Raw genomic sequence first — 17,108 nt, forward strand, 5'->3', positions numbered from 1 at the left:
TGTCACCCGACCAGCTGCCGGGCTTCCTCCCACTTCTCCAGAAGCTGCTCAGCCGTGTCGGCGTCTGTCAGCACTTGCCCGAGAGACGCCGCGAAGAGGTCCAAATCGGCCACTAGCTCCGGGCTGCCGACCGCCCTCAGCGCTGAGGTGAGGCGTCGTACCGCCTCTGCTCGGTCCACGCCCGCCAAACGCCGCGGGATCTGGAAATCCGGATCGCGCACGCTGCGAACGATAGCCGCCAAATACGCCGGTCCACCGCTGCGATGCCAGGCGATGGTGAACCGGCGATGGTTCTCGACCAGGTCAAGGCACTCGTCTCGATGCCGCGCCACGAGCCTCAGCAATTCGCGCCCACCCGGCGTCTGCCTGAGTCGCTCGGCCACGTCGGCGTATGGCGTACTGACCGGAACCGGACGGTCGGAGTCGATCCAGTCCCGCACGGTGTAGGCGGCGTCCGGGTCGGTCGGGATCACGTCGATGTGGAGCACCAGCATCACCTCGTCGAACGGGATGCCGAAGCCCTCTCGGCCGTTGCCCTTGTTGTGCAGCACGCAGACCATGCCGGTCGCGAGGCTGACATAGACCGAGCCCGAATCGCCCTTGTTGCTCATCCGTGGGAAGGGGTCGAGCGGAGAGATCTCCACCCGGCCCGGGTCGATGTCGGTGATCATGCCCCGGGTCAGCCCGGTACGAGCGCCGACCTTCCAGACCTCATCGAGTACGACCGGCGCGGCCGAACCCTCGATCCGGCCCTCGAGCTCGGTGGTGCCGTCCGCACGCAGGATCCGCCGGATCTTGGGTGCGTAGGCGATGTCGGAGTCGAGTTCGGCGATCGCGCAGTCCAGGTCCTCGTCGTAGTCGAGGACCTCGCCGATCTTGCCGCAGGCGCAGCAGCACGACTCGCGCCACCGCGGCTGGCCGACGCCGTCGCCGATGTCACCGCCGGGATCGATCAGGACATGCCAGTTGCTGAGCAGGACGACCCGGTCGTCGTTCGTACGGCGGCAGAAGCAGCCAAGGGTTCCGGTGCCTCCGGCAACTTCCGCGCCGATCCGGGACCCGCCGACCTCGGGCGAGTAGTCCGTGTGGTCGTTCTCGTCGTTGAAACCGATCTCGTTCACCGGCAGCCGCTTCACCACCACGTCGGTCGGCACTCCGGCGATCTCGCGCGGCACGATCTGGTCGGGCGGCAGCTCGGACTCGGGCAGCTTCTCGTCCACATGGACGCGGAACACGAACTCCTCGACGATCTCGCCGGCCCGCTCCCGGGCACCGACGGCAACGCGGGAGACGCCCGGAATCCGCATCAACTCCTCGCGTACGGCGGGCAGCAACGCCTTCAGACGTTCGGTCTCGGCCTTCTTCTCCTCGTAGCTCGTCATCGCGCACTCGCCGGAATCCGAAGGCGGTCGAGGATGTCGTCCACGCTGGATCCGGCCCCGAACGCAGCGGCCAACGACGGTCCGAACTCCCGCAGATCCGACCGAAGGTCGTCACTCGCTTCAGCAGCGAGTGCGAGCTCGATCCGCCGCAGCGCCTCCGCACGGTCGACTCCATCGATCTGGTCGGGGATCCGGTAGATCGGGTCCCGGGAGCTTCTGCCCAGGCTGGCAAGCCAGGCCGGACCGCGGCCGCGATGCCACGCCACCGTGAACTCGCGCCGCCGATTCACCAACTCCAGGCACTCCTGCACGTGCCGCTCGGCGACCCGCAGGAGGGTACGACCGGCCTCGTCCTCGCGCAGCCGTGCCACCAGGCTGTCGAAGGGCGATGCCGTCGGCAACGGAAAGAGCTCCTCGCCGTCCTCGTCGTACGCCTCGGTGTAGACCGCCGCCGGATCGCTCGGAATGAGTGAAATGTTGAGCACCGCCAGGACGTCGGTCATCTTCTTCATGACGCCGGTCAGCCCGTCGTCGGCCGTGATCGCACGCAACAGCCCAACGACCATGCCGGTCGCCTCCTCCACCACGACGGACCCCGAGTCGCCGGGTTGGGCGAAGGTGCTGAACGCTGGATCGACTGCGATCTCGATGTCAGTCAATCCGGGATTGATCACCGAGACCTTGCCCCGGGTCAGGCCCGTCGTCTTGCCAACCTTCCAGACGACCCGCCCCATCACCGGCGGTGCCACACCGAGAATCAGGCCTTCTTCCTCCACTGTTCCGTCGGTCTTCTTGATCCGGCGGATCTTCGGGAAGAACTTGACGTCCGACTTGACCGAAGCGATCGCGCAATCGAGGTTCTTGTCGGATTTGAGCACGGTGCCCATCTCGTTGCACGTGCAACAGCAACTCGCGTCGTACCGGGGCTGCCCAACGCCTGATCCCACTTCGGCGATTCCGTCGAGCAGAACGTGGTGGCAGCTGAGCAGGACCACGCTGTTGTCGTCATTCCGCCTGCAGAAGCAACCGAGCGTCCCTGGCCTCCCGCCGTCCGCGCTGATCGAGACTCCCCCGACCTTTGTCCCGTAGTTGCGCTTGTGGTCCTCATCTCCAAAGCCCAGCAGCGGAATCGGCTCCGTGAACTCCACGACATCAGTCGGTACGCCCCGGATGGACTCGGGAATCAGCTGGCCGGAAGGTACCTCCGACCGCGGAAGCTTGCTGCGCACCGAGACGACGTACACGGCCTCGTCCTCGATCCGGCCGGCGCGGCGGCGCAGCCCGACGCCGACCTCGACGACGCCCGGGATCCCGAGCAGCTCGTCGCGCACCTCGTCGTACGAGGCCATCAGGCGATCCTGAACAGCCGCCCAATCCTGGCTGGCCACGCATCCTCCCCCTTGAGAATGCGACTCCGCCGAGGGATCCCGGCGGACACGCGATTTTCATCGTGGCCCACCACCACACCTCTCAGCAACCCCTCGCAACCGAACCCAAGGTCGTTGAGAAACAAATACTTGTACACCGAATGGATTCACGCCGTGGCCTGGACTCCACCCCACGCTGGTGCCATTCTTCGACACTAGGGGCGGGTGCGATGGCAGACTTCGTGGTGGACGTGCATTGTCACGTGTTCAATGCGGATGACCTTCCGGTACGGGGCTTCGTGCAGCAATTGCACTTGCACACGCCTGCTCTGGGACCGTTGCTGGCGACCTTGATCGATCGCGTCGTGCAGGGCGCCGCGCCGGGATACGCCGAAGACATGGCGCGAATCCGGCGCCTGCTCGCGACCGGCGACGAGACCGTTGCCGACGTACTTGGCCCAGAGACCTTCGGATCCGGCGCGGGACTGGAACTCGAGAGTCAAACGGACATTGCCTTCGACGATCTGCTGGCCCAGGACCCCATCTTCGTCCGGCGATTGAGCAGCGCTCTGGAGACTGAAGTACGTCGTACCGGCACCGGCACCGAGGTCGCTACGCTGTCCGCCGAGGGGTGGACCGATCGCCTCGCCGATGCCCGCCGCGCGGTCAGATGGGCCAAGCTGTTCGGTCAGTCTCGGCTCGACCTCGCTGCCGGATTGGTGCGCAACTCCTCGGCGCAGGTGAACCTGTTCTGCCCGTTGCTCGTCGATCTCGACACCGGGCTGGGTGATCGGGCGAAGACGACGCTCCGCCAGCAGGTCGAGTTGTTCGAGGGCATCAGCAGCTTGAGCATGCTCGGCCGGCTGCCTGGTGTCGACAACGCGAGGTTGCATCCCTTCATCGGCTTCGACCCGCGCCGTCAGGTCAACGCGGTGCTCTCGGGTCTGGCCGAAACGCCGTTCGACGTGGTCAAGTCGGCAGTCCTGGAGCACGGGTTCGTCGGCGTGAAGGTCTATCCACCGATGGGATGGAGGCCGCTAGGCAACAAGGCGACCATCGACATGACCCCCACCGAGGCCGAGCTGGTCGACCGGGAACTGCGGAAGTTCTACGACTGGTGTCAGACCGAGCAGGTCCCCATCACTGCCCACGCGAACCGATCGAACTATGCCGACGACAGCTTCAAGGACTTCGCCGGGCCGGTCGGCTGGACCCAGGCCCTGCGGGAGTTTCCCAACCTGCGAGTCAATCTCGGCCACTTCGGCGGAGCCCGTGCGAACGAGCCCGCCTCGGGCTGGCCTTGGCGGCTGGCGAAGCTCGCAGTGGCGAACGAGCACGTGTACGCCGATGTCGGCAACCACCGCATCGATGACGCCGGCATCGCGCGCGCCTACTTCACGATGCTCGGCGAAATGATGGCCGCGACCGCGAAGACCGCACCGATGACCGACCGCTTGATGTTCGGCTCCGACTGGTTCATGCAGGCCCTGCTGCCGGCTCACGACCAGTTCCTCGACAGCTATCGCACGCAGTACCGCAAGACATTCGGCGTCGCCGCCACACAGCGATTCCTCGGCCGGAATGCCCTGCGTTTCCTCGGCTTCGAGGACCCCGGCAACCGCAACGCGATGCGGCTGCGGCAGCGATACCAATTGCTCGCACCAGATCGGATTCCCGACTGGCTCTCTTGACACCTGCTCAACACTTTCTTGGGGGGAACATGGCAACCGCACCAGAGCGGCGCGCGGCCATCGCCGACGCACGCGCGACGGTCCGCTCGCTGTATGGCAGCGATCTCGAATCGAAGTCCACCGACGAGTTTTGCCTGACGATCAGTCTGAGTCGACCATCAGTCGCGCCGGGCTTCGGCTTGGAGGCCATTGCTCGCCCGGCGCCAGCCGGCCTGCCCGCCATTCCCACAGTGGTCGAGTTCGCCGCGCCGACCACGCCGCCGCGGCTCCCGATTCCCCGGGAGCTGTCGAACTGGTCGGCCATCGGCACGGAGACCCACGCGGACAGTTCGGTCGCCTATCCGAACACGACGATGCTCCGCAGCGCACTGGTCCACACCGCCCGCACGTCGGCGTACCAAGTGGTCGGCGAGGTCTACAACGAGATCGAAAGACTCTCCGGTACGTCGCTGGGACCAGCGCCTGAGGTGGTTGGAGTCCCGCAGATCCCGACCCTGGTCACCCAGATCTGCTGGCTGAACCACACCTTGCGCACTTGGGCAGGCCCCGAGGTCCTGGCGGACGTCTGCGCCGATCGCAGCGTCACTTCGGTCGACGTTCCCCGCCGACTCGAAGCCGACGCCGATACCCGCAACCACAACGCGATCGGCTACCCGGCGTTCTTCACGGCCGAGCACCTCACCGGTAAGGGCATCACTGTCGCGGTCATCGACACAGAGGTGGCGCTGATGCACCCCGCACTCCGTGGCCGGGTTGTCCAACGCCGGAACTTCACCGCCGAGCCATGGGGCAACCCAAGCAGCCACGGTACGGCGGTCGCGGGGATCATCGCGGCGGACGATATCGACAACGGGGGCATCGCGCCCGGTGCGACCATCTACAACTACAAGGTGCTCGCGACGAGCCACCTGCTCAACGGTGACAGCTTCAGCGGCGGCCTCGCGATCCAGCAGGCGCTGGAGGATGGGGCAGCGATCGCGAACTGCTCGTGGGGTGCCGGATCGGTCACCAACACCAAGAGCCCGGAAGCCGTCGCTGCGGAAGCTGCGTGGGCGCTGGGAATGGTTGTGGTCAAGAGCGCGGGCAACCGAGGTCCGGGACGAGCGACGATGACCCGTCCTGCCGAGGCCGACGGGATCATCGTTGTCGGCGCGACGGATCTCGATGGCAAGGCCGTCGAGGACTACAGCAGCCGTGGACCGGCGGGACCGCGGCCCGGACCGGATGTCGTCGCTCCCGGCGGCGGCGCCGGGGGCAACATCGCGGCATGCCTCGTGGCCGGCGGCTTCGGAGACGCAGGCGCCGGGACCAGCTACGCGGCTCCGCACGTATCCGGCATGCTGGCTCTCTGGCTGGAGAAGGACCCGGCACTCGATCCAGGCCAGCTGCGCGACAAGCTCGTCAGCGAAGCCAAGCGGATCTCCCGCGGCACGGTATCGGCGAAGGGCAAGGGGTTGGCCCAGTTCGCTTAGTCCTCGGCTTCCAGCTTCGCCGCGAGGTCCAGAGCTACGACGTGATCGTCGGCGGCCAGGTCGTCGACCTGTTCGGCCCGGAGCCTGGTGCGAATGGTCGAGTTGATCCACGCGGTGTCGATGATCTCGCCACCGGATGAGGCGATCCGTTCGCTCATCGAGGCGACTTCACGCTCGAACCGCTGCTTGGCGACAGCGATCTTCTCACCCCGGCTGCCCTCGGCGGGAAGCTCGGGTGGCGCTAGCTCGACCACGACCTCGACGTCCTGCTTCGAACCGGCGTCATCGAGCTTCGCCCGCAGGCGTGGACTGACCTTCTGATCCGCCTGGTCGCTCATCGACTGCCTCCGGTCTCCCTCCCATCGACAATACCCGCTCGGCCTTGAGCAGCCCTGTTCCGGCCGCAGTACGGTACGCAAGCTGCTCGGTGTCGGCTTCCCCCGGTGAGCTGAGCAAGGTCGACACCGCTGCTCGGCGAGATGAAGGCGGATGCTCCGCCGGAGAGGATCGCCGCCGCCGTGGCCGACGTACGCAAACCCAGCTGCGGTCCGGTGCCATTCCCCTCGGCGATGGGGTGTACCGCGTCGGCGTACCTGCCGCAGCGTGGCTGACGACCTGGCGGTGCCGCCGACTCTCGAAGAGATCAAGCAGCAGCTGCTGGCCGTCGCCGGGACGGACTTCGGCGTGCATTCAGCGCGCTAGCTCTCGCGTTTCGGCGACGCCACCCGGCTGGCCGAGCGCTACCGGACCGGCCGGGTACTGCTCGCCGGCGACGCGGCGCACATCCATCCGCCGGTCGGAGGGCAGGGCCTCAACCTCGGCGTCCAAGACGCGTTCAACCTCGGGCTCGAAACTGGCCGCTGAGATCAACGGCTGGGCGCCCGCAGATCTGCTGGACAGCTGCCACACAGAAACGGCATCCGGTGGCCGCCGACGTACTGGAGAACACCAGTCGTCGAGGCCGCACCAGCCGACTCCTACAGCGCGATCCGCACTCAGTTGGCGATGGCCCGCTGCGTCGGCCAGATTGATCCACACGACTGGCAGGAACGTCGCTGGCCCTCTTCCGGCCGGCTGCACCTCCATCACACGGATCGTCGCGTCACAACACTCACCACCCCAGGACCTACCCTCCAGATCCCCGGCGGACTCGGTGCCAGCCAGGAATGGATCGACGCCGCCAGCACCGGCTACACATTCCTCGCCGTCGTACCTCCAGAGACCACGACAACCCGTCACGAGCCGGGCGATGCCGATCCCATCGGTTTCCTGCTCGCCGACCTTGCCCATTCGCAGCGGCTCACCGCGGGCCTAGCCATCACCACAAACGAACCTAGCAGGACCTAGGCGGAGCCTCGTGGTCACTGTCCGGAATGCACATGAATGCCATTCGTATGCCCCGCAGGCCTCAATCCGTCCGGGCCGTGGCTCGTTTCATGCCTCCGACGGATCAGCCGACCCTGGATCACTGTCCTGCTGCCAAACCTGATGCATCGTCGCCTCGTACTCCTCGAACGGCTCCATGCCGGCTGCCGCCCGTCTCGCAGCGAGACCGCTTGGATCCTCGATCGGTTGCGGTTCGAGGCCATTGCCGTGGTCAACGAACTGCGTCCCGTACAACTGCGGCAGGCCAGTGTTGACCCGTACCCGGTCCTCCAGGTAGCCGAACAACCGCGCGGACGCCTCCCCTGCAGCCACTGCCGCTCCCATCAACCGACGAATCAACACTTCGCAACGCTTCCTGCCGTCAGGGCCCGGCGCGATGCAGAGTCAGTCGTCGAGCCACTCATCCCCGTCGACGTCCCGATGCGGACCTTGGTGGTAGCCGAGCAGACATGGTTCCTAGCTGCGAGGGTTCCGGCCGTCGCACTCGATCTCCTGCGCTGAGCGGAGCGCCGGCCACTCGCCCGTGCTCTGCCTGGTCACATCCACTTCCCGTCCTCCGATCACAACCATCACCTGGATCGGCCAGGGCGACGGGGCATGAGACCGAACACCGCCGGTGCGCGGTAGGCGCTCACCCACCGCCCTGACCGTGCTCCAAATCTGCCGCCCGGCAGCGCGTAGGAACCACCGAGGCAGGCAGTGACCATTGACCCCAAACCTCCCCGCACAACGGGGAGGTTGTGTCAACATGCGCACGTGACTATCGACACTGGCTCCCGTCCTGCCAGGGCGAGCAGTCTGCGCCAGGAGCGCCGAGACTGGGCAACCGAACTGCGCGCCCAGGGATCAACCTGGGTCGAGATAGCGGACGCCTTCGCCGACCGGTACGGCGTGAACCCACGGGTCGCGTTCCGCCTCGCCCACGACTGGAGCCAGCGCGACGCAGCCGACCAATGGAATCATCACTGGCCAGACGACCCCAAGACCTTCAAGAACTTTCTCCTACTGGGAGCAATGGCCCGCACCAACCGGCTACGCGCCGTCTCTCGACGTCCTCGCCCGGCTGGCACAGCTCTACCAGTGCGCGTCGCCGACCTCGTCATCGACCTCGCCGACCACTCAAACCTCGACACGGCATGGGCCACGAGCGGCAATCTCAGTGGCCTCTGGCTCTCCCGGTACAGCTACTTCTCCTCCGGCCGCGCCGCCAACCTGCACGGCGAACACACCATCCGCCTCCACCACGCCGGCAGCCGGCTCCGCGGCACCAACGACCCCGCCGACGGCGAATCGCGCCTCACGCTCGACCTGTCGGTCAGCGGAGCCATCGCCACCGGAACCTGGAAAACGATGTCGTCCTCCAGGAACGCACCGCCCTTCAGCACCGGAACCCCAACCACCAACTGATCCGCCCGCGCACCCGCGGCCACACCGGCGAGCGTTCCACCGGTCCCGACCGCACAGAACAGGACATCCACGGAGGCGTCCAGCTTCGCCGGCAACTCTGCACATCCGCGGACGGCGTCAGCGTTACTCCCACCCTCCGGGATCAGGTAGAAGTCGCCGAACTCTCGATGCAACGCACCGATCACAGCATCCGAGGTCTTCGCCCGGTACGTCGTCCGTTCCAAGTACGTCAGCCGCATCCCCCGCGACACCGCATACTGCAACGACGAGTTCAACGGCAGGTGTTCCTCACCCCGGATCACCCCGATCGTCTCGAACCCGCAGTACGCCCCCACCGCAGCAGTCGCCCTGATGTGATTCGAATACGCCCCACCAAACGTCAGCAGAGTCCCGAACCCGAGCTCCCGAGCCGTCGCGAGGTTGTACTTCAACTTCCGCCATTTGTTGCCCGGCACTTCCGGATGAATCAGATCATCCCGCTTCAGCACAACCCGCACCCCGGCAACACGCAGCCGGTGATCCTCAATCTCAACCACCGGCGACGGCAACCGAAGCTCCCCGAGCACGCCTTCCTCCACCACGCCAGCATGGCACGCTACCGCGAGTCCACCTTCCTCAAACGCACGCCGCCCGCGACTGGAACGGCTACCTCGCCGACCGCGCACGCTGACCCGAACTCACCCCAACTCGAATACGACCCCTCCACCAACATGCGGCGATCTGCAACGGGCATTTCGGCACCTTCGCGGGCCGGACGTTGAGTCATTCATGGACGATCTTCCACCCCCGTTTGGGCCCGATTTAAGCGCGCGCCAGCACGTGTGAGCACTGCGGAGACACCTACACCGCGGCCAGATTCGACCAACGGTTCAAGGCGCCAACGCGACGCTGCGCGCGGCCCTCTCCCGCGCGCAGGTGCGCCTGATCAGCGTTCTCAGCCGGTACGGCCGGCAGGATCTGATCGACGGTTCTTGGCGCTGACCTGTGCTGTGAAGAGACGACGATCGCACTCGGTCGACTACCAGCTTTCGGGCCTGGATCCGGCGCGCGAACTCGGGATCCCGCGTACATCGGCCTCGTCGATATCAGCTGGTTCGGGTACGCCAGGCCAACGAGGCGGCCACCGCGTCGAACGCGATCACGCAGAGCGCTCTGGACGAGGCGCGGGCGGCTCGCAAGATTCAGTACGACGACTGGCACTGGCAAGCGACGCCCGACTCGTCCTCGAGCTGGACAGGAAGGGCACGAGCGCGTGCGGCACGCGCTCGAGTTCGGCGGCGACCGCGACATCGACGCAGGCAAGCTCACGCCCGCCACCGGGTACGACGAGAAGGCTATCTCCCGTCGAGGCTGGTACGGCCGCCGTCAAAAGGATCTGGCGACTCCGTGCGTGCCCACGGCCTCGCGCTCAGCCAGGTCGCTCAGGGAGAGAACGCCAGCCGGAGCGCTGAGCTGACCCGCGCGATGCTGCGCTTGATCAATTGGGCGATCACCCGGTCTTGGGGGCACTGCGGACCTCGCCGCTTACCACCTTCGTCTCCCACGACACGGCGGCCAGAGGCCTCCCGGAGGCGTCTGCGAGCTCGCCGACCCTCGCTCAGTGCTGGTGGTGGGTTCTTGGCGTAGTTGGTCGGTTGTTTGGCCCGATTGTCGCGATCTTTGCGGCCAGGTCCGGGTGGTGTTCCGGCAGGTGCGCCTCGGCATTGGCGAGCGGGTCGAGCAGGGTGGCGGTGTCGTTGTTGCCGAGTGCCTGGTGGATCCGGTTCGCGGCGTCTTGGGCGGCGGTGTCGAGGCCTGGCAGGCCGGTGATTTGGCCGGCGAGCCGGCGCAGCCCGGCGGCGTTCCCGCGGGCCCATTGCGTGACAGCGCGCTGGCCACGGCCTCGTCGCCGGCGTGAGCGAGTCGTCGGTCACCTCCTCGAACTCAGTATGCGTCAGCGATTGGACGACATGCCTACTTGTCATCATTCCGTTGACATGTTATAAGGGAAGTGCGTGTTGACACCACCGTGAATCGATCACTCAGGAGGTGCAGGACGATGTTGATGCGCACCGACCCGTTCCGTGAGTTCGACCGGCTGGCCCAGCAGGTGTACGGCGGCCAGGCGCCGGGGACGTGGTCACGGCCGACTCCGATGCCGATGGACGCCTACCGGCAGGGTGACCAGTACGTCATTTCGTTCGATCTTCCCGGGGTCTCGCCGGACGCGATCGATCTGGATGTGGAGCGCAACGTGCTGACGGTGAGGGCCGAGCGCCGGCCGCTCGAGCTGGGTGAGGGCGTGGAGATGCAGGTCGCCGAGCGTCCGCTCGGGGTGTTCTCCCGGCAGTTGTTCCTCGGTGAAACCTTGGACGCCGACCACATCGAGGCCGGCTACGAGGACGGCGTGCTGACGCTGAAGATCCCGATCGCCGAGCAGGCCAAGCCGCGCAAGATCGCGATCGCCGACAGCGGCCACAAGCAGATCGACGCCTGACCAGCAACCTGACGCCGCCGTGGATCGGCGGGCACTTGTCGATGAGGTGAGATCGATGAGGGCGAGTGGTACCCAGCACACACTCGACGATGCCGAGGTCTTCGTCGACCTCGTGCTCGGCGACGACGAGCTGGTGCGCGCCGAGTTCGATGCCCTCATCGCCGCGTGCTGGGAAGCCCCGTGCGGACCGCCCACCCGGCGGCGCAGTCCGTCTGTCGGCGACTGGGCCGAGCGGCCGCCACGCCGGTGGCCGCGCCGTGGCGGCCTCTGGCGTGGTCGCGTGCCGTCGGCCCGGCCCGACGCTCGCCAGCGCGGCCCTCCGCCATACCACAGCAATCACTGACGCACCTGCCAGAAACCACCGTGCAGGAAGGAGGTGAGCCGGTCCCACATCGATCCGACCCCTTGACCCGGTGATGCGGCCGCCCGCCAAGTCACACCCCGACGGCGGCGAGCCAACCCTGGAGCCGCCCCTGTCCTGGCTAGGACGAAAACCAGGCGGGCCGCCGCATCACCGCCGGGTCCCGGCAGCTGTTGAGTGCACGACAGGCCCCGAGATCGAGGCTTCGCAGAGAGGTGGTGAGCGCAGTGAGCAGCCGAGTCGTCCAGCGCCCCGCGGCCGTGCAGTGGCTGCCGGCCGAACCGTTCGCGCACCTCGAGGACATTCACCGCCGGATGAACCAGTTCATGCACGAACTCGCCGCCTGCCAGACGCTGACGGCGTGGACACCGGCGGTCGACCTCGAGGAAACCAACGACGAGTGCGTGATCGAGATCGACCTGCCCGGTGCCACCGCCAGCGACATCGTCGTGGAGCACACTGATCGGTCCCTGTCCGTTCGCGGCCACATCCCCGACCGTGAACACAACGGCGTGATCCGCCAGCACCTGCGCCACACCGGGCCGCTGCACCACACCATCGGCCTTCCCTGCACCGTGCTGGGCGACCGGATCACCGCCACCATGGCCAACGGCGTCCTCACGATCCGCGCCGCAAAGGCCCGGCCCGGCCCCGCGACGCGCATCCACATCGTCGACCCCGACGACCTCCGGGTGGGGGTGCAGCCATGAACGCCCCACCCAACGTTGCACCAACAACGGCATCCGCCATGGACCCGTACGAGATCCTCGGCGTTGCTCCCACAGCGACCGAGGACGACCTCGATCACGCCTTCCGCAGCCTCGTCCGCCAACTCCACCCCGACACCCGCACACCATCAGAACCCGACCCGGACGCCGACGACCGCCTCCACCACCTCCTCAACGCTTACGCCACCCTGCGCGACCCGATCCGCCGCGCCGCCTACGACCGCACCCAGACACCACCACTGGCAGCCACAGCGCGGACTCACCAGCCAGCCACGACCCAGCCCGCGCAGAGCCGGTTCGAACCCGCCATCCGGGTCGGGCCAGTCCATTGGGAACCGGCCAGGCAGACGACCGGCCGAGGGGTCGCACCGAGCCAAGCCACAAGAGCCTCCGATGACATCCGCTGACGACAGCGAAACCTACCGCGGTCGCCACCTGAAAGACCCGCTGGCGACTCCGCGCCGAACCGTTCGCCATCGGCGGCGGAAAGAAACGCCAGGTCAGCCAAGGCGCGACCGTCGCCAACGGACACGGCGTCGACTACATCATCACCACCGCGACCGCTCCACCGCCGGACACAACTCCTACCGCTCCCGCCCAACACAACCTGCCGACCCCCTGACACAGGCCTGATACGGCGCGAGGCCGTCCATCACCTGACCCGGAAGCCCGGTGGCCGACAGACTCGGCAAGTGGTCAGGGCGGCCCGGAGGCGTGCCCGCAAGCCGCAGCCCGGGTACCTCGGGCACGAGGACAACGAGCCCCGGGTGCTGCTGGTCGCCACCACGGTGACACCGACCGAACGCCCTCCTCCACCACTGGAAGGACGACGACCCCCGCTGGTCCCTCCTCACCGACCGTGCCGCAGCCTGACAGTCCCGGACCCGGGCCACGGACCCAGCGCGTATGCAGGTGCTCACCGGCGAGGCAGGCCTGGTCCGCGTGCTCGCGGGAACCAACCGGCAGCCCGGAGGACGAGGCTGGATCTGCCGTGTCGCGGCCCGGCGGTTTGCACCGGACCGCGACACGTCCTCCATACGGCAAGCTGGCTCAGCTGCGGCAGCTCGCTCCGCTGCATGCCTTGAGTTGTTGGAGCCGTGCGTCGAGGCGGGAGACTTGCTCGGCGTACTTGGTGCGGCCGGCTTCGGTCGCCAGCAGGTTGTCGAGCTGGTAGGGGTCTTTGGTGAGGTCGTACAGTTCGTACTCGCGATCGGCTGCGTCGCGTTCGATGTCGTACCAGCGGACGTAGAGGTAGCGTTCGTCGCGGACCGCGCTCCAGGATGGCAGGTCGACCAGGAAGACCTCGGAGAAGACGTCGGACGCAGGATCGGGAACGTACTCCTGATAGACCCCGTCGTTGCCTCGGGGGCCTGGGCCGCCGTACTCGGCGAGGAAATCGGTGCGCCAATCGGTGACCTTCTCACCGCGCAACTGCGGAGCGAGTGAGCGGCCGTCGACGTCGGAGGGAATCGGCAGGCCGGCGAGTTCCAGGAAGGTGGGTGCGAAGTCGGTGGACAGGGCGAGGTCGTCGCTGGTGCCGTGGGGTACGCCGGGGCCCGTGATGACCATGGGTACGTCCATGGACTCCTCGTACGGGGCCATCTTCTGGACGAGGCGGTGGGCGCCGAGGTTGTAGCCGTTGTCGGAGGTGAACACGATGTAGGTGTTGTCCAGCTCGCCCGTTCGTTCGAGGGTGGCGAGGATGTCGGCGACCATGTCGTCGAGGGCGAGGAGTGATCCCATCCGGTTCTGGTGGTCCTTGTCGTTGGTCGCGGCGACGGTGAGCGAACGTTGGGCGGCACTGGTTCGGAGCCAGGTCGGTTTGTCGCTGACGTCGTCCTCCTGGAAGTTCGGCAGGTGCGGCGCCTCGTCGTCGGTGAACTGGTTGTCGGCGTAACGCGGTGGTGCCGCCATGGGCAGGTGCGGCGCGGTCGCGGCGGCGTACCAGAAGAACGGTTGTCCGCTGCTGGATGCGTCGGTGATGAAATCGACCGACTTGTCCGCGACGACATCGACCTGGTAGTCGTCGGGGTCGGACCCGTACTCGACCATCTTGCCGTTCTCGTTGAGCGTGTAGTCGTAGCCCGTGTACAGGGACTTGGTGACGCCGGCGTTCCAGTCGTCCCAGCCGGGTGGTATGTGGGTGGGGTCGTCCTCGAGGCCGTTGAGGTACTTGCCGGCCATGCCGGTGCGGTAGCCGGAGTCGTGGAGCTGCTTGACGAACGTCTTGTCTTCGTTGCCGTGTGCAACGAATGACGCGTAGCCGCCTTCGTCGCCGGAGTTGGTGAGAACGTGGGTGTTGTGCCCGTACTTGCCGGTCAGGATCGAGCCGCGTGCCGCGCAGCAGATCGGCATCGGCGCGAACGTGTTGGCGAACGTCATACCGCGCTTGGCCAGCAGTGACTCCGTCTTCGGCATTGCGTCCCAGTACGGCGTTGTCCGCGCGTCGAGGTCGTCGGCGAGGATCATGACGATGTTGGGGCGTTCGGTGGCCGCGGTGGCGCCGGGTGGGCGGGCCGGGCCAAGGGCGGCTGCGCCGGCGACGGCCGCTGTCAGAGCCATCACGGCTCCGGAGCGGCGTATTGTCCTGCGAGGAACTCGCATGCTTGGGGTTGCCCTTTCTTGAATGGGTGTTGGATCTACCCGACCGGAAGGCTGTCGGCCTTCTGCGGCGGGCTGTCTTGGGGGTCGCCCTCGATCGAGACGGCCGGGAGGCGCCGGTCGAGCCATCCGGGTAGCCACCACGCCCAGCGTCCGGTCAGGGCGAGTACGGCGGGCACGAGTGTCATGCGGATGACGAAGGCATCGATCAGAACGCCGGTGGCGAGGGCGAACGCGATCGGTTTGATCAGCGAGTCGTGGGTGGTGGCGAATCCGGCGAAGACGCTGAACATGATGAGCGCGGCGGCTGTCACCACCCGAGAAGCGTGTCGTCCGCTCTGGTGAATCGAGCGCCGGGCCTCGCCGGTCCTGATCCACTCCTCGTGAATCGTGGACACCACGAAGACCTCGTAGTCCATGGCGAGACCGAACAAGACCGCTACCAAGATGATCGGCAGGAAGCTGACGACGGGACCGGCGTTGGCGACCCCGAGGACATCGGCGAGCCATCCCCATTGGAACACCGCGACAACCACGCCCAGCGCCGCGCCGGCTGACAGCAGGAATCCGGCCGCCGCCTTGAGAGGAATCACCAGTGACCGGAACACCAGCAGCAGCAATACCAAGCAGAGCCCGACCACCACGGCGAGGAACGGCAGGAGGGAGTCGCGCAGTCGTTGCGAGATGTCGATGTCGACCGCGGTCGTCCCGGTGACGGCGACATCTGGACGCTGTTCGCGGACCCGCTCTACCAGGTCCGCCGTCGCCTCGTCATCGGGAGCCGTCGTCGGCACCAACTGGATCACGGCGCTGCCGGTCGACGGGTTGTATTGCGGCGGGGAAACGGCCGCAACGCCAGGCAGGGCGCGCAACTGCTGCACCGCCTCACCCGCCGACTGCGCAGTCGCGTCGCCGACGTAGAGCACCAGCGGGCCGTTGAAGCCCGGGCCGAACTCGCCGCTGATGACGTCGTACGCGCGACGCTCGGTGCTGCCTGTGGGGGCCGTGACGTTGTCCGGCAGGGCGAGGCGCAGGTCAGTGGCCGGGGCTGCAACAGCGACGAGTGCAACCACCACAGCAAGTACCGTCATCAGCGGCCGGGCCGTCGCCACCCTTGACCACCGTTCACCGAACGGCGGAAGCTCACCGGTGGCCAGCCGGGCCACGCGCGACCGCGGCTTCGGCGCAAGTCTGTGACCCGCGACGCCGAACACAGCCGGGATCAACGTGATCGCGACCAGAACGCCGACGAGAACCGCTCCCGCCGCCGTCAGTCCCATCACGGTGAGGAAAGGAATGCGGACAACCGCCAGCCCGACGAGGGCGATCACGACCGTCGCCCCCGCGAACACGACCGCGGCACCGGCGGTCGCGGTCGCGTTGGCCGCCGAGTCCTCCGCATCCATCCCCTGAGCCAGCTGCCTGCGGTGGCGCGACACGATGAACAATGCGTAGTCGATACCGACCGCCAGGCCCAGCATGAGCGCGAGGGTCACGGCCGTCGAGGAGATCGCCACCAGTTCGGTCAGCGCGAACAGCGCTCCGACGCCGACGCCGACGCCGATCAGCGCAGAAATCAGCGGCACGCCGGCGGTCAGGAGCGATCCGAACGTGACCGTGAGAACGACAAGCGCGATCAACACACCCAGCAGTTCCAGCACCGAGACCGACACCCCGTCGCTGGCGTAGGCCGCACCCCCGACCTCGACCTGAAGCCCGGCCGCTTCGGCCGTTGTCGCGGATCGCTCCAGATCGTCGAGGGCATCGTCGTGGAGCGCCGCCCGGTCAACGTCGTACTGGACCTGCGCGAGCGCGGTCCGCCGATCGGGCGAGATCGTGCCCGCCTCGAACGGGTCGACCACGCCGGCCACCTGCTCGCCGCCGCCCACCTCAGCGAGCGTCCGCCGGATCGCCTCGACCGAGGCCGACTCTGTGACCGGCTTCCCATCCGCCGACCTGAAGACGATCTGGGCGCTGGTACCCGCGGCCGCAGGAAAGTCCGCGGCCAGCCGGTCCTGCGCCAGCTGCGACTCCGAGCCGGGGATCGTGAACTCGTTGTCGAGACTGCCGCCGACCGCGCCCGCGGCGGCAAGGACCGCCACCAGCAGGGCCAACCAGGTGGCGATGACGGTCCACCGCCGCCGAAAGGCGGCACGGCCGATACGAGCCAGAACGGTGCGCATGAGGGACTCCGACGGTAGATCGGCAAAAGTGTCAGGACTGACAGAAACTAAAGT

Annotated in this window: 16 protein-coding genes and 1 pseudogene; 10 read left to right on the forward strand and 7 right to left on the reverse strand. The window is 67.1% G+C overall.

Features of this window, described 5'->3' with window-relative positions; genetic code table 11:
* Nucleotides 1-2: 2 nt before the first annotated feature.
* Both AB0H36_RS11800 and AB0H36_RS11805 read right to left on the reverse strand, forming a co-directional pair.
* Nucleotides 3-1,382 carry a hypothetical protein gene (locus AB0H36_RS11800; protein ID WP_360520273.1) on the reverse strand — a complete coding sequence of 460 codons (1,380 nt, stop codon included), beginning with the start codon at nt 1,380-1,382 and terminating at the stop codon, nt 3-5.
* Complete coding sequence (locus AB0H36_RS11805; RefSeq protein ID WP_360520275.1) at nt 1,379-2,731, reverse strand: hypothetical protein; 1,353 nt, start codon at nt 2,729-2,731, stop codon at nt 1,379-1,381. Before AB0H36_RS11805 ends, AB0H36_RS11800 begins: the two co-directional genes overlap by 4 nt.
* Nucleotides 2,732-2,832: 101 nt before the next feature.
* Between AB0H36_RS11805 and AB0H36_RS11810 the strand changes: the two genes are divergently transcribed.
* A complete protein-coding gene (locus tag AB0H36_RS11810; RefSeq protein ID WP_360520277.1) occupies nt 2,833-4,440 on the forward strand; it encodes an amidohydrolase family protein in 1,608 nt (535 codons plus the stop codon).
* A gap of 29 nt (nt 4,441-4,469) precedes the next feature.
* Nucleotides 4,470-5,912 carry a S8 family serine peptidase gene (locus AB0H36_RS11815; protein WP_360520279.1) on the forward strand — a complete coding sequence of 481 codons (1,443 nt, stop codon included), beginning with the start codon at nt 4,470-4,472 and terminating at the stop codon, nt 5,910-5,912.
* Here AB0H36_RS11815 and AB0H36_RS11820 read toward each other — a convergent pair.
* Nucleotides 5,909-6,250 carry a hypothetical protein gene (locus AB0H36_RS11820; protein WP_360520281.1) on the reverse strand — a complete coding sequence of 114 codons (342 nt, stop codon included), beginning with the start codon at nt 6,248-6,250 and terminating at the stop codon, nt 5,909-5,911. The two genes, AB0H36_RS11815 and AB0H36_RS11820, sit on opposite strands and share 4 nt — an antisense overlap.
* Before the next feature lie 421 nt (nt 6,251-6,671).
* Here AB0H36_RS11820 and AB0H36_RS11825 point away from each other — a divergent pair, with 421 nt between their 5' ends.
* The gene (locus AB0H36_RS11825) at nt 6,672-6,776 is read left to right on the forward strand and encodes an FAD-dependent monooxygenase (RefSeq protein ID WP_360520613.1); all 105 of its coding nucleotides are present in this window, start codon (nt 6,672-6,674) and stop codon (nt 6,774-6,776) included.
* 570 nt (nt 6,777-7,346) lie between these two features.
* Here the strand turns inward: AB0H36_RS11825 and AB0H36_RS11830 are convergent.
* Entirely contained in the window at nt 7,347-7,610 is a 264-nt protein-coding gene (locus AB0H36_RS11830; protein ID WP_360520283.1) for a DUF6624 domain-containing protein, read from the reverse strand.
* A gap of 444 nt (nt 7,611-8,054) precedes the next feature.
* Here AB0H36_RS11830 and AB0H36_RS11835 point away from each other — a divergent pair, with 444 nt between their 5' ends.
* On the forward strand, nt 8,055-8,705 hold the full coding sequence (locus AB0H36_RS11835; RefSeq protein ID WP_360520630.1) for a hypothetical protein: 651 nt from the start codon (nt 8,055-8,057) through the stop codon (nt 8,703-8,705).
* A 59-nt stretch (nt 8,706-8,764) separates the two neighbouring features.
* Here the strand turns inward: AB0H36_RS11835 and AB0H36_RS11840 are convergent.
* A pseudogene (locus AB0H36_RS11840) lies at nt 8,765-9,286 on the reverse strand (1-aminocyclopropane-1-carboxylate deaminase/D-cysteine desulfhydrase); the annotation flags it as partial.
* Here AB0H36_RS11840 and AB0H36_RS11845 point away from each other — a divergent pair.
* The 6 genes from AB0H36_RS11845 to AB0H36_RS11870 all read left to right on the forward strand — a co-directional run bounded on the left by AB0H36_RS11845 (nt 9,167) and on the right by AB0H36_RS11870 (nt 12,677).
* Nucleotides 9,167-9,466: a hypothetical protein gene (locus tag AB0H36_RS11845; protein ID WP_360520633.1), complete on the forward strand. Its 300-nt coding sequence runs from the start codon at nt 9,167-9,169 to the stop codon at nt 9,464-9,466. The pseudogene AB0H36_RS11840 and the gene AB0H36_RS11845 sit on opposite strands and share 120 nt — an antisense overlap.
* A 917-nt stretch (nt 9,467-10,383) precedes the next feature.
* Entirely contained in the window at nt 10,384-10,602 is a 219-nt protein-coding gene (locus tag AB0H36_RS11850; RefSeq protein WP_360520285.1) for a hypothetical protein, read from the forward strand.
* Between the two features lie 141 nt (nt 10,603-10,743).
* Entirely contained in the window at nt 10,744-11,181 is a 438-nt protein-coding gene (locus AB0H36_RS11855) for an Hsp20/alpha crystallin family protein (RefSeq protein WP_360520287.1), read from the forward strand.
* Nucleotides 11,182-11,236: 55 nt separating this feature from the next.
* Nucleotides 11,237-11,524, forward strand: a complete 288-nt coding sequence (locus tag AB0H36_RS11860) for a hypothetical protein (protein WP_360520289.1) — start codon at nt 11,237-11,239, stop codon at nt 11,522-11,524.
* Between the two features lie 245 nt (nt 11,525-11,769).
* Complete coding sequence (locus AB0H36_RS11865) at nt 11,770-12,252, forward strand: Hsp20/alpha crystallin family protein (protein ID WP_360520290.1); 483 nt, start codon at nt 11,770-11,772, stop codon at nt 12,250-12,252.
* 38 nt (nt 12,253-12,290) lie between these two features.
* Nucleotides 12,291-12,677 carry a J domain-containing protein gene (locus AB0H36_RS11870; RefSeq protein WP_360520292.1) on the forward strand — a complete coding sequence of 129 codons (387 nt, stop codon included), beginning with the start codon at nt 12,291-12,293 and terminating at the stop codon, nt 12,675-12,677.
* A 643-nt stretch (nt 12,678-13,320) separates the two neighbouring features.
* Here AB0H36_RS11870 and AB0H36_RS11875 read toward each other — a convergent pair.
* Both AB0H36_RS11875 and AB0H36_RS11880 read right to left on the reverse strand, forming a co-directional pair.
* Nucleotides 13,321-14,832, reverse strand: a complete 1,512-nt coding sequence (locus AB0H36_RS11875; RefSeq protein WP_360520294.1) for a sulfatase — start codon at nt 14,830-14,832, stop codon at nt 13,321-13,323.
* A 77-nt stretch (nt 14,833-14,909) separates the two neighbouring features.
* Nucleotides 14,910-17,054 (reverse strand): MMPL family transporter, encoded by a 2,145-nt coding sequence (locus AB0H36_RS11880; protein ID WP_360520296.1) that lies wholly within the window; start codon nt 17,052-17,054, stop codon nt 14,910-14,912.
* Nucleotides 17,055-17,108 lie beyond the last annotated feature (54 nt).

This window comes from Kribbella sp. NPDC050820 (assembly GCF_040653975.1).
Taxonomy (GTDB): Bacteria; Actinomycetota; Actinomycetes; order Propionibacteriales; family Kribbellaceae; genus Kribbella.